General features: G+C 74.5%; 8 protein-coding genes. 3 read left to right on the top strand and 5 right to left on the bottom strand.

All coding sequences use genetic code 11. From position 1 onward, the window contains the following. Nucleotides 1–47 precede the first annotated feature (47 nt). From AB0L34_RS05130 to AB0L34_RS05140, 3 genes are all read right to left on the bottom strand, one after another. Nucleotides 48–167 carry a SapB/AmfS family lanthipeptide gene (locus AB0L34_RS05130; protein WP_363701993.1) on the bottom strand — a complete coding sequence of 40 codons (120 nt, stop codon included), beginning with the start codon at nt 165–167 and terminating at the stop codon, nt 48–50. A 6-nt stretch (nt 168–173) separates the two neighbouring features. Next, entirely contained in the window at nt 174–2,864 is a 2,691-nt protein-coding gene (gene lanKC / locus AB0L34_RS05135; protein WP_363701995.1) for a class III lanthionine synthetase LanKC, read from the bottom strand. A 107-nt stretch (nt 2,865–2,971) separates the two neighbouring features. Then, complete coding sequence (locus AB0L34_RS05140) at nt 2,972–3,166, bottom strand: hypothetical protein (protein ID WP_363702067.1); 195 nt, start codon at nt 3,164–3,166, stop codon at nt 2,972–2,974. Between AB0L34_RS05140 and AB0L34_RS05145 the strand changes: the two genes are divergently transcribed. After that, nucleotides 3,140–4,072 carry a diacylglycerol kinase family protein gene (locus AB0L34_RS05145; protein WP_363702063.1) on the top strand — a complete coding sequence of 311 codons (933 nt, stop codon included), beginning with the start codon at nt 3,140–3,142 and terminating at the stop codon, nt 4,070–4,072. The two genes, AB0L34_RS05140 and AB0L34_RS05145, sit on opposite strands and share 27 nt — an antisense overlap. A gap of 42 nt (nt 4,073–4,114) precedes the next feature. Here AB0L34_RS05145 and AB0L34_RS05150 read toward each other — a convergent pair whose 3' ends face one another. Next, on the bottom strand, nt 4,115–4,831 hold the full coding sequence (locus AB0L34_RS05150; RefSeq protein ID WP_363701997.1) for a TetR/AcrR family transcriptional regulator: 717 nt from the start codon (nt 4,829–4,831) through the stop codon (nt 4,115–4,117). Nucleotides 4,832–4,891: 60 nt separating this feature from the next. Continuing rightward, nucleotides 4,892–5,665, bottom strand: coding sequence for an HAD-IA family hydrolase (locus AB0L34_RS05155; RefSeq protein WP_363701999.1), 774 nt, complete (start codon nt 5,663–5,665; stop codon nt 4,892–4,894). A gap of 86 nt (nt 5,666–5,751) precedes the next feature. Here AB0L34_RS05155 and AB0L34_RS05160 point away from each other — a divergent pair, with 86 nt between their 5' ends. Continuing rightward, nucleotides 5,752–8,601, top strand: a complete 2,850-nt coding sequence (locus AB0L34_RS05160; RefSeq protein ID WP_363702001.1) for a DEAD/DEAH box helicase — start codon at nt 5,752–5,754, stop codon at nt 8,599–8,601. Nucleotides 8,602–8,983: 382 nt separating this feature from the next. Next, nucleotides 8,984–13,237, top strand: a complete 4,254-nt coding sequence (locus tag AB0L34_RS05165; RefSeq protein WP_363702003.1) for a LamG-like jellyroll fold domain-containing protein — start codon at nt 8,984–8,986, stop codon at nt 13,235–13,237. The last annotated feature ends 1 nt before the right edge of the window (nt 13,238 follow it).

The following is a 13,238-nucleotide window of genomic DNA, read 5'->3' on the forward strand; positions in this document are numbered from 1 at the left end:
CCTGGGCGGGTACGTCTACCCGCCCAGGGCCTCGCGTGGCGACCTGGTCAGTTGCAGGTCGTGATGGACAGCGAGCTGTCGCCGCAGAGCAGCAGGCTCGCGTTGCTGCCGCCGCCGGTGCGGTCGGCGGGGGCCGTCTCCAGGCCCTGGAGGTCCAGAAGCGCCATGTCGTGTCACCTCCTTCCGTGCTGGTCGGTGGGGTCGGTCGCCCTCGCGTCGGCGAGGGAGTCGGGGGCGCCCGCCAGGGGCGCGAGGAACGGCAGGGTCACCGGCGCGTCGCGTCGCGCGGCGGCCAGCGCCAGCAGCACGCCGGCGGTGCCGGTGCCGAGGTCCATGGACAGCCGCAGCAGCTGCTCGCCGGGGAACGCGGTCCCGTCCCCGTACGGCAGGGCGTGCCAGGCCAGCCGCCGCACCTGGGCGTCCCGCTCGCGGCGCCGTTCCGGGTCGTCCGGGTACGCCGCGAGGTAGGCGACGATGCCGGCGCGACCGGCGAACAGGCCCGACTGCGCGTAGAACGGGGACCGGGCGGCGCGGCGCACGCCGGCGCTGGCCTCGGCGAACCGTTCGTCGGCACGGTGCCGCAGGTACTGGTCGAGCACGAGTCCGATGCCGACGCTGCCCTGCCCGAGGTAGGGCATGGTGCGCCAGCCCTCGTTGACCTCCAGCGCGCCGCCGGGGCGGACCACGCAGCGGCGCAGGTCCTGGCGCAGGGCGGTGGCGGCGTGCTCCAGCAGGGCGGGGTCGCCGGTCAGCTCGTGCAGCCGCACCAGCAGCAGCGCCGGGCCGGTCCGGCCGCGCAGCAGCCCGGCGTACGGGTGCCGCCCGCCGCTGACGTCCGGCCCCGGGTCGTCGGCGAGCCGGTCGACGACCCGCTCGGCGGCCCGCCAGGCCGCGTCGCGCAGGGCCGTCTCGCCGGTGCGCCCGGCCAGCTCGGCGAGGTTCAGCGCGATCCCGGACAGGCCGCTGGCCAGGCTGTGGTCCAGCCCGTCCGACGGCTGCCGCAGACAGATGTCGAGCACGTCGAGGGCGTCCTGCCGGCGGCCGAGCAGCTCCAGGGCGTACGCGACGCCGTGCAGGCCGTCGTAGAAGCCGCACCGGGTGCCGGAGGCGGGCGCCGTGGCCCGGCGTACGAGCCACTGCTCGTGGTCGGGCCAGCGCCCGGCGCCGCTGGCGTGCAGGGCGTACAGGACCCCGGCGGCGCCGTGGGCGAGGTTGAGCCCGCCGCTGCGGAACTGTTCGATGTCGCCGGGGAAGAGCCGGTCGTCCCGGTCGGGCGTCGCGCTGGCGAGGATCGCCCGGGCGAGCCGGTCGCGGTACGCGGATCCGACGCCGACGGCGAGGTCGTCCGCCGCTCCGTCGGCCCGTCCGCCGGTCGTCGCGCCGGTCGTGTCGGCCGTCGCGGCGGTCGTGTCGGCCGAAGCGGCGGCGGGAGCGCCGGTGATCTCCTCCACGGCGGCGTCGAGGAACCTCCTCGGCACCGGGAAGTGGGCGGCGACCACGTCGGCGAGGTGCGCGGCCTTGGCCGGCGCCAGCCGGAGCAGCTGGGTCAGCGGCAGGAACAGCGCCAGCCGCAGGCAGGCCAGGGCGTACCGGTCGACGGCGGGACCGGTGCGGTCCCGGGGCGCGGCGAAGCCCTGGTTGCGCAGGCCCGGCCGGCGGTGTCCGTCGATCGGGGCGGCGACCTCGAAGTCCACCAGCGCGATCCGGTCGTCGGGGCGGACCATGACGTTGAACAGGTGCAGGTCGCCGTAGACGAGGCCGCGCTCGTGGATGGCCAGCACGACCTCCTCGACCTGCCGGTGGACGTCCAGCGCCCACCGGGTGTAGTCGGCGCGGTCGGCCGCCGTGGCGTCGGCGTCGATCAGCGGGTACCGGTCGACCAGGACCTTGTTCAACGCGCGGCCCTCGACGAACTCCATTGCGAGGAAGCGGTGCTCGCCGAGGGTGAACTCGTCGTGTACCCGGGGCACCTGCGGCAGGTCGGCGAGGCGGCGCAGCGCCTCGGCCTCCCGGCCCAGCCGGGCGACGGCGTCGGTGCCGTCGGCGTCCAGCCCGGCGTGCGGTCGGGCCTCCTTCAACACCACCTGGGTGTCGCTGCGCAGGTCCCGTCCGACGTAGAGGCCGCCGCCGTTGGAGAAGTGGATGACCTTCTCGATCCGGTACGGCACCTCGTCGGTGCTGGTGGCGTTTCGGGCGGCCAGGTGCGGGCCGAGGAAGTCGGGCAGCGTCACCCAGGGCGGCACGTGGAAGACGGGGTCGCGGCGGTCCGGCACGAGGGTGCCGGTGTCGTCCTCGATCGCCGGGACGACCTGGCCGTCGGGGGAGTGGCAGTAGCGGGCCGCGAAGCCGCCGTAGCGCACGTACACCGGCCCGGCGCCGTGGCGCAGGTCGCTGAGGATGTACGGGCCGGGTTCGCCGGCGAGCAGCGCGTCCAGCTCCTTGCAGACCAGCTCCAGCTCCGCGTCGTCGCGGGGATAGACGGTGACGAACTTGCCGCTGGCCCCGCGGGAGGCGTACTTGGCGTTGCGCAGCAGCAGGGTGCGCGGGCCGCGGAGAAACTTGAACGACAGCCCCCGCGGGACGCAGTAGTCCCAGACGGTGTCCAGCACCCGCTCGGCGTTGGCCAGGGTCGCCGACACGTGGATCTTCCAGCCCTGCTGGGGCAGCGTGCCGCCCTCGGGGGCGTAGATGAGCCAGTCGTCGAGCGGCTCCGAGCGCCAGCCGTCGGGCACGGGCCGCCGGGCCGCCGCGAAGGTGGGCTGTTCGACCGCGCTGCCGAGCGAGTCGTAGAACAGCCGGTCGGCGGCGCAGTAGCTGTCGTAGCGATCGTCCACCGTGACCACTCCCTCCGCTGTTCGGTCCATCCCTTGGTCCTGCTGGCTGATCTGAGTTTGTCCGTTCGGGCCATGGTGGATCCAGTGCGATCAGTCATGACGGTTGATGCGTGCCGCACGGTCGGCCGTGACAAATGTCAGGAGCGCCCGGGGTGCTCGCCGGTCGCGGCGGCCGGGCCGGCGGCGATCTGGCCGGGGGCCTCGCCGGTGTACGCCACCACGTCGCCGCCCACCTCCGGCGGCTGGCGGGCGGTGTCGCCGTCGCCGGGGCGGGCGGTGTGGGCACCCCGGTGGGTGGCGGTACGGTGCTCGCCGTGACCGCAGACGATCACCCCTCCGCCGCCGGCGGACCCGTCGCCGTGCTGGCCAACCCGACCGCCGGCCGAGGGCGGCACCGGGGGCTGCTGCCGCAGGTCCTGCACCGGCTCGCGGCCGCCGGCCGGCCGGTGCGCCTGCTGCACGCGCACACCGCCGACGAGGCCGAGGCGGCCTGCCACGCGGCGGTCGGCGACGGCGCGTCCGCCCTGGTCGCGGTGGGCGGCGACGGCACGGTGCACCGCGCGTTGCAGGCTGTCGCCGGCACGGCGGTGCCGTTCGGTCCGGTGCCGGCCGGCACCGGCAACGACTTCGCGGTCGACACCGGCTTCCCGGCCGACCCGCTCGCCGCCGTCGACGTGATCACGGCGGCGCTGCGCGACGGCCGCACCCACCCGGTGGACCTGGCGCGGCTGACGGGAGCCGACGGCGTGCGCCGCTGGTACGGCGCGGTGCTCGCGGCCGGCTTCGACGCGATCGTCAACGAGCGCGCCAACCGGATGCGCCGGCCGCGTGGGCCGCGCCGCTACGACCTGGCGATCCTGGTGGAGTTGGCCCGGTTGCGCCCGCGCCGCTACACGCTGCGGCTCGACGGGGTGGCGCACGAGGTGGACGCCGTGATCGTGGCGGTGGGCAACTGCGCCAGCTACGGCGGCGGCATGCGGATCTGCCCCGACGCGGACCCCGCCGACGGGCTGCTCGACGTGGTGGTGGGCGGCCGGTTCGACCGGCGCACCCTGATGCGGGTCAAGCCGCGCATCTACCGGGGCACCCACGTGGCGCACCCGCTCGTGCGCAGCTACCGCGCCCGTACGGTCGAGTTGAGCGCCGAGGGCATCACCACGTACGCCGACGGCGAGCGGGCGCTGGACCTCCCGGTGACCGTGACCGCCGTCCCGGCCGCCGTCCACCTGCTCCGCTGACTGTGAGGCTGGCCGGGTCGGTCCGCTCCCGCATCCTCGCGGTCAGGGGGTGGGGGTGGTGCGGACGATGCGGTCCAGCCACTCCGCGAGCAGGGCGCGCTCGGCCGGGGAGAGGTCGGTGGTCAGCCCGTCGAGGGCGGCGCGCAGCGCCACCGCGTGCCGGACCGGGTTGCCGGCCCGGGAGGTCGCCCGGGCGGCGGGGGAGTCGGTGACCAGCGCGGCGAGCACCGCCTCCCGCGTCCGGGTCGACAGGGCGGGGTCACGCTGCGGCGGCGGGGTGCGGTTCAGGGCGAGGGTCACCCCGCAGGCGGCGGCGTGCAGCATCTCGGTGGCCTCGTCGACGCCCACGCGCAGCCGGCCCGCCTCGGCCACCCGGTGCACGAGCTGGCGCAGGATGTCGGCCGCGACCCGGGCCGCGGTCGGGGTCTCGCCGGGGCGCGGGTCGCCGTACATCAGGGCGTGGCAGGCCGGGTTGGCCAGGCCGAAGCCGACGTGCAGCTCCCAGCCCCGGCGCAGGTCGTCGACCGGGTCGCCGGCGAGGTCCCGGGACGCCTCGGCGTGCAGGTACGCGGCGAACCCGTAGCTGGCCGCCGCGTCCAGCAGGCCGCGCATGTCGCCGAACTGCCGGTAGATGGTCGGCGCCTGCACCCCGGCCGCCCGGCTCACCGCGCGGGTCGAGACCGCCTCCCGGCCGCCTTCGGCGAGCAGGGCGGCGGCGGCCCGGACGATCCGGTCCCGGGGCGACGTCTCGGTGATCATGGCAACGACGATAACGCCCTCGCGTTAGCGACGGTGGCTAACGCTGCTGTCGCCTCGTTGTTAGCGCTGCTGGTCGACGCCGGCCACGTCCAGCACGGTGCCCAGGCCGTTGGCGCGCCCCGCCTCGGCGGCCGGCAGCACCAGCACCCCGCACCCGGCCGCGACGGCTCCCGCGTCGGCCGGCGTGTCGCCCACCATCAGCGCGCGCTCCGGGTCGACGCCGAGCATCCCGCAGGCGCGCAGGAAGATTCCCGGATCCGGCTTGCAGCGCCCGACCTCGTACGACAGGGCGAAGGCGTCGACCAGGTCGGCCAGCCCCCACGCCGCGAACATCGGCCGGATGTCGAAGCCGATGTTGCTGACCACGGCCACCGGGACGCCGGCGGCGCGCAGGGCGGCCAGGGTCGGCGCGGTGTCCGGGTACGGCACCCAGCCGTCGGGGACCAGCACCCGCTCGTAGAGCGCCTCGGCGAAGCCCTCGATGCCCGCGTCGACCGTCTCGGCGAGCCCCGTGTAGGCGCCGCGGTGGGCGTGCGGGTAGAGATCCCGGTCGGCCCACAGCTCGGCCAGCCGGGGCGGCACCCGGGCCGGCAGTGGGCCGCCCGCCCGGCCCGCCGTCAACAGCCGGTCGGCCAGCGCGGTGGCCCGCATCCGCTCCAGCGTCACGCCGCAGGAGGCCGCGGCGGCGAGCACCCACTCGCGGGGCTCCTCCACCTGGGCCAGCGTGCCGTGGAAGTCGAACAGGACCGCCTCCACGGGGCGGCGGGACGGGCCCGGGACGACGGCGTCGTCGGCCCCGGGTGAGGCGTGGGGCGGTTCGGCATGGTCCGGCACGTCGTGCACCCTACCGACCGCCCCCGACCCCGCTGTCGGTTGGCCTTGTCACGTGGCCGCCGTCGGCACGCACTAATCTTGAGGACATGTCGAGCCCCGCCGAGCGGTACGCCGCGGCGCGCCGCCGGGCCGCGCAGGCCTCCCAGTTCCCGGCGCTGGACGAGTTCGCCCTCGATCTGGGGTTCGATCTCGACGACTTCCAGCGGGAGGCGTGCCAGGCGCTGGAGCGCGGCAGCGGCGTGCTCGTCTGCGCTCCCACCGGCGCCGGCAAGACGGTGGTCGGCGAGTTCGCCGTACACCTGGCGCTGCGCGGCGCGTCGGGGCGCGAGGCCGGCGGTCCCGGCGGCGCGGGCGACGAGGTGGTGCCCGCGGCCGGCGGCGAGGCCGCTCCGGCCCCGGCCGCGCCCCGGCGGCGCAAGTGCTTCTACACCACCCCGATCAAGGCGCTGTCGAACCAGAAGTACCACGACCTGGTCGACCGCTACGGCGCCGAGCAGGTCGGTCTGCTCACCGGCGACAACGCCATCAACGGCGACGCCCCGGTGGTGGTGATGACCACCGAGGTGCTGCGCAACATGCTCTACGCCGGCTCGGCCACCCTCGAGGGCCTGGCGTACGTGGTGATGGACGAGGTGCACTACCTCGCCGACCGGTTCCGCGGCGGGGTCTGGGAAGAGGTGATCATCCACCTGCCCGCCTCCGTCACCCTGGTCTCCCTCTCGGCCACCGTGTCCAACGCCGAGGAGTTCGCCGACTGGCTGGTCACCGTGCGCGGCGAGACCGCCGTGGTGGTCAGCGAGCACCGCCCGGTGCCGCTGTGGCAGCACATGCTGGTCGGCAAGCGGATGTTCGACCTGTTCCACGACGCCGACGCCGCCCGCAAGCACGACGTGCACCCCGAGCTGTTGCGCTACACCCGCGACACCATGCGCCGGCTGGAGCTGGGCGAGGGGCGCAGCGCCGGCCCGGGCGGCGGGCGGCGCGGCCCCCGCTGGCGCGGCCCGATGCGCCCCGACATCGTCGACCGGCTGGACCGGGAGGGCCTGCTGCCGGCGATCCTGTTCATCTTCAGCCGCGCCGGCTGCGCCGCCGCCGTGCAGCAGTGCCTCGCCGCCGGGCTGCGGCTCACCTCGCCCGAGGAGCGGGCGGAGATCCGTCGGGTCGTCGAGTCCCGGGTCACCGCGATCCCGGGCGAGGACCTGACCGTGCTCGGCTACTGGGAGTGGCTCGACGGCCTCGAACGCGGCCTGGCCGCCCACCACGCCGGCATGCTGCCGGTGTTCAAGGAGGTCGTCGAGGAGCTGTTCGTCCGGGGCCTGGTGAAGGCGGTCTTCGCCACCGAGACGCTCGCCCTGGGCATCAACATGCCGGCCCGCTGTGTGGTGCTGGAGCGCCTGGTCAAGTACAACGGCGAGGCGCACGTCGACCTGACGCCGGGGGAGTATACGCAGCTCACCGGCCGCGCCGGCCGGCGCGGCATCGACGTCGAGGGGCACGCCGTCGTCGTCTGGTCCCCGGAGACCGACCCCCGGCACGTCGCCGGCCTCGCCTCCACCCGCACCTACCCGCTGCGGTCCAGCTTCCGGCCGTCGTACAACATGGCGGTCAACCTGGTCGGCACGGTGGGCGCGGAGCCGGCCCGGGCGCTGCTGGAGTCCTCCTTCGCGCAGTTCCAGGCGGACCGCTCGGTGGTCGGCCTGGCCCGCCAGGTGCAGCGCAACACCGAGACCATCGAGGCGTACGGCGCGGAGGCGGCCTGCCACCACGGCGACTTCGACGAGTACTTCGCGCTGCGGGTCGCCATCGCCGACCGGGAACGGGCCATCGCCCGGCAGGGGCAGAGCCAGCGCAAGGCCGCCGCGGTGGCCTCGCTGGAACGGCTGCGCGTCGGCGACGTGATCCGGGTGCCGTCGGGCCGGCGGGCGGGCCTGGCGGTCGTGCTCGACCCGGCCACCGGCGGCTTCGGTGAGCCCCGGCCGCTGGTGCTCACCCAGGACCGCTGGGCCGGCCGCGTCAGTCCCGGCGACTTCACCACCCCCGCCGAGGTACTGGCGAGGATCCGGGTGCCGAAGCACTTCAACCACCGGTCGCCGGCCGCCCGGCGCGACCTGGCCGCCGAGGTCAGCGGCACCGGGCTGGACCGGCACGGCGGGCGCCGGGGCGGCCGTTCCCGCCAGGCCGTGGGCGAGGACCACCGGCTCAGCCAGCTCCGCGGCGAGCTGCGTCGCCACCCCTGTCACGCCTGCCCGGACCGCGAGGAGCACGCCCGCTGGGCGGAGCGGCGCCGCCGCCTGGAGAAGGACACGGAGGAGCTGCGGCAGCGGGTGGCCGGCCGGACCGGTTCGCTGGCCCGTACGTTCGACCGGATCGTCGCGCTGCTCACCGCCCGCGGCTACCTCGCGCCCGACGGCACGGTGACCGACGCCGGCCGGATGCTCGGCCGGATCTGGACGGAGGCGGATCTGCTGGTCGCCGAGTGCCTGCGCCGGGGGGTGTGGGACGGGCTCTCCCCGGCCGAACTCGCCGCCGCCGTGTCGGTGGTGGTCTTCGAGGCCCGCCGCGACGTCGACGAGCGGGCGTCGCTGCCGCGCGGCCCCGTAGCCGAGGCGGTCGACGAGACGCTCAAGCTGTGGAGCGAGATCGAGGCGGACGAGGCGGCCCGCGGCCTGGCGGTCACCCGCGAGCCGGATCTGGGCTTCGCCTGGCCGGTCTACCGGTGGGCCCGGGGCGAGGCCCTGGCGAAGGTGCTCGCGAGCGGCCACGAGATCGACGGCGAGATGCCGGCCGGTGACTTCGTCCGATGGGCCCGGCAGGTGGTGGACCTGCTCGGTCAGCTCGCCGACTCCGGCGGCGCCTCGGCGGAGCTGAGGTCCACCGCCAGGCAGGCGATCGCCGCGGTCAACCGGGGCGTACTGGCGTACCACGCCCCGGCCTGACCCTTCACTCTCCGTGGCGGCGCGTCGGGATCCCGCGCGTCGGCGCGGGTCTGCAGCCCGGTGACGATCTTCGGCCGGGGCGGCCGAAGCGCCGCCCACTGAGCGCCGGTCGGACCGGTCGATCTCGCCGGGCCGGCGCTCGCGTTCGGCCTGCCCGCGACGGGTACGGTTCCACGTCCTTCGGCGGGTTGACCATCGTGGGCCTGGATCGGGCCGCGCGCGGCGCCGGTCGGCTGTCGACAGACGAATCCTCCCTGATCACAGGCGCTCCGCGGCGCTGAAGTGCGTTCGAAGCCGTCTTGAAGTCCGCGACCGCCAGGATGTGCGCGACGTACGTGACCGAGGGGTCACGCGCGGTTGCGACGGGGAGGAGCGTGGCGGCGTGGGCCGATTGCGTGAGTGGGTCGCCGCCTCGGTGGCGGTGGTTCTGCTGGGCGGCGGTGTGGCGGTGGCATCGACGGCGCAGGCGGCACCGGATGCCGCGCGTACGGAGGAGTTGTCACCGGAGCGGGAGGCGACGACCGCCGCGGCGGCCACCGGCGAGCGGATCGAGGTCGTGGCGTCCCGCACCGAGCGGCAGCAGGTGTTCGCCAACCCCGACGGCTCCTTCACCATGGAGCTGTCCCTCGGGCCGGAGCGGGTGCGCAGGGGCAACGGCTGGGTCGACCCCGACACCCGACTGGTGCGGCGCGCCGACGGCGCGATCGCGCCGGTTGCGCCCGCCACGCCGGTGGTGTTCTCCGGTGGGGGATCGGCGGCTCCGCTCGCGCGGCTGTCCGAGGGGGACCGCTGGATCGAGATGAGCTGGCCGGACCCGCTACCGCCGCCGCAGCTGTCCGGGGAGACCGCTACCTACCCCGAGGTGCTGCCCGGAGTGGACCTCCAGCTCACCGCGCACGCGGAGGGCTTCGCGCCGGTGCTCGTGGTCAAGACCCGCGAGGCGGCCGACAACCCCCGCGTCGCGGAGATTGACTTCGAGCTGTCGGCGCAGGGCCTGACGGTGACCGAGCAACCGGACGGCACGCTGGCGGCGCGGGACGAGGCGGGCGACGTCGTCTTCGCCTCGTCCCGGGTCGAGATGTCGGACACGCCGCCGCCGGCCGCCGCCACGACAAGCGAGGACGAGCCGACCGAGACCGTGGGAGTGGGCAACCAGGCGGTGGGCGAGCTGGAGCTGGTGGGCAGCGACCTCACGATCGTCCCGGACCAGGCTCTGCTGGACGACCCGACGACGGTGTATCCGGTCCGGATCGACCCGTGGTGGACGGCGCCACAGTACGGGTGGGCCAAGGTGTTCGCGGGCAAGCCCGACATGGCGTACTGGAACGGCGGCATGGACGGCCCCGAGGCGAAGGTCGGCTACTGCGGGTTCGCGGGCTGCAACGGCATCGGGACGGCCCGGTCGTACTTCCAGTTCGACACGAGGGCCCTGGCGGGGGCGACGCTGCTGGGCGCGGAGTTGAACATCCGGGAGATCTGGGCGCCGTCGTGTGCCCCGGCGCCGCTGCGGCTGTACCGGACCAACCCGATCGGCCAGGGCATGACGTGGAGACGTGGGCAACCGGGCTGGGGGACGAGCGCGGAGCCCTGGCATCTCACGACCGTTTCCGCCGCCCACGGCTACGGCCCGTCCTGCCCGGCGAACTGGTTGGGGTTCGACCTGGGCAGCAACGTGGTCAGCCCCGGCGGGGTGACCACCTTCATGCTTCGCGCGGACGACGAGGGAACAGGCGCGAGCGCCCAGTGGAAGAAGTTCAACAGCTTCGCGAACGGTCGGTTCGCGCCGAGGCTGCTCGTCAAGTACAACTGGCCGCCGGACGTGCCGTGGCAGCTCTCCGCGTCGGCCAGCCGGATGGCACCGAGCCTCGGCTGCGCGGGCGCGGTGGACCAGGCGTTCTCGCCCACGGGCGCGCTGGCGCTGTCCGCCGTCCTCGACGATCGGGACGCACAGAACCTGTCGGCGAAGTTCGAGTGGTGGCAGTACGGCGCCAGCGCCCCGGCCGGCAGCACCCAGACGGCGGCGCAGCAGCCCGGGCTACGGCACCGGGCCGCGATCCCCGCTGGCGTCTTCGGCGACGGCAAACGGATTTCCTGGCGGGTACGGGCGTTCGACGGCGTCAACTGGAGCGGATGGTCCCGGTTCTGTCAGGTGACCGTGGACGCCACGAATCCGGGCGCGCCGAGGCTGACCTCGACGGACTTCCCGGAGAACGGGTTCGGCGGCTACCCGGGTAGGACCGGTGCGGTCACGGTGACGGCAGCGGACGGCGACAGGGACGTGCTCGGCTTCCAGTGGAGCCTGGACTTCCAGGACTTCCCGCTGGTCTCCCTCAACTCGCCGCGCTTCGTGCCGGCCGTCAACGGCGTCGCCACGATCCGGGTCACCCCGCTGAGCGACGGTCCGCACGAGCTGTACGTGCGCACGGTCGACCGGGCGCTCAACGTGTCCGCGCCCTACCGGACACCCGACGACGACGGCGGCGGGGTGCCACCGGGAGGCGGATACCACTTCCTGGTCGGCTCCGATGCTCCCGGGCAGATCGGGCACTGGCCGCTCGACGGCCGCATCGGTGCCGTCCCGAACAACAACGCACCGGACCTCACCGGCGGGCGTCCCGCCGCCGTGTCCGGCATGCACCCGGAGACGGGCGCGATGTGGAGGCGCGGGCGCATCGGCGACGCGTTGGAGTTCACCGGCGCCGGGAGCGGCTACGCGGCCACCCGCGAACGCGTACTGCGCACGAACCAGACCTTCAGCGTCTCGACCTGGGCGACGCTCGGCGCCGTCGACACCGGGACCTACGCCGCTGTCTCGCAGGACGGCAGCGTGGCCTCCGGCTTCTATCTCGGTTACGTCGGTGACCAGAAGCGCTTCGCGTTCCGGATGGCGTCGGCTGACTCGACGCAGGCGCCGATAGCCCGGGCGGTCTCGACCAGGGAGCCGATAGCCGGCGTCTGGTATCACCTCGCCGGAGTCTTCGACCTCAGCACCCGGGAGCTGCGGCTGTACGTCAATGGCGCGCTGAACACCGTGGCCAGGGTGGACGCGACCTGGGACGCGGCCGGGCCGCTGCAGATCGGGCGCTCGAGGTACCGCAGCCAGTACACGGAACCGTGGCGCGGCCGCGTCGACGACGTCAAGGTCTGGCAGCGGGCGCTCGTGCCCGCCGAGATCCGGGCGTTGGCCAACACGCCGGTGATCGAGGAGGCGTTCCTTCCCCTGGACGAGGGCGCCGGCACCCGCGTCGGTGACGTCTCCGGCAACTACCGGAACGCCACCGCGACGGGTGGGATCTCGTGGCCGCCGGGCCCGGTCGGCGACCACGCCATCGAACTCGACGGCGTTGACGACGCGGTCACCGGCACGGAGCAGGCGGTGCGCACCGACGGCAGCTTCAGCGTGACGGCCCGGGCGCGGCGGGACCCGGAGGGCACCAGCACCACCCAGACGGTGGTGAGCCAGGACGGGCCGACCGCGTCGGGATTCACGCTGGGGTACGCCAACGGCAAGTGGGTCTTCGCGGTGTCCCCGGCCGACGGCGCGGCGCCGATCAAGGCGCAGGCCGACGCCGAGGACTGCGACCCCGGCCCCTCCGGAGGCTGCTACTGGGTCGACCTGGCCGGCGTGTACGACGCGGCGGCCGGTGAGGTCCGGCTCTACGTCGAGGGCGTGGAGACCGTCGCGGTGGGCGGCGTGCGCGCGCACGTGCCCGGACCCTTGACGATCGGCCGGGCCAAGTCGGCCGGGCAGGCGACCGCGTTCTTCGACGGCCGCGTCGACGACGTGCACGTCTACACCGGCGTACTCAGCAAGGAACTCATCGTCGACCACAACGAGAGCCAGGTGACCGCGCGGCCGAACCCGTACGGCGGACAGCTCAGCCGGTTCGTCAACCACGACGGCCGACACTTCGTGAGCACCGGTCCGGTGCCGCCGGCGATGCTGTGGGAGCCCGGCCTCGGTCTGCTGGCGCCCCCGGACACGCCCGGCACGCGGATGCTCTACTCCTGCCGGTACTCCGGCGGCTGGTACATGGCGGTGGTCGACACGTGCGAGGGAACCGACAAGACGCTCCTGGGCGAGATCGGCCTGGCCTACAAGAATCCGCCACCGGACCATCCGTCGTTGCCGATCTACCGGTGTGTGGTTCCGGCCACCGGAGACCACTACAGCACGCCCTACCAAGCCTGCGAGGACCCGCTGCATCGCAACGAGGGGCTCCTCGGGTACACCCTGGCCTACCGGCAGTTGGTCCGCTACGTCTCGGACGCGCCGGGGCACGACCACCTCACCGTCGGTACGCTCGCCCGCCTGCCCGCCGGCTACCAGCCGGAGGGCACACAGGGGATCATCGCGCTGACCGGCGATTCCGGCGCGAACGCCCTCTACTCCTGCGTCGACGGCACCGACGAGTTCCTGTCGACCGACCCCGCCTGCGAGGGCAAGACGGTGCGCCGCCGCGAGGGTGGCATCTGGACGCAGCCGCCGGCGTTCGCCGCCGCGACCGCGCCGTTGTACTCCTGCCGCCTCAGCGAAGCCGAGGGCGGGGACCGGTTCACCTCCCTGGACGAGCAGTGCGAGGGCAGGACCACCCAGGCCAGCCGGCTCGGCTACGTCATCACGAGCCTCCACTAGG

It is taken from the genome of Micromonospora sp. NPDC052213 (genome assembly GCF_040679695.1).
Taxonomy (GTDB): Bacteria; Actinomycetota; Actinomycetes; order Mycobacteriales; family Micromonosporaceae; genus Micromonospora.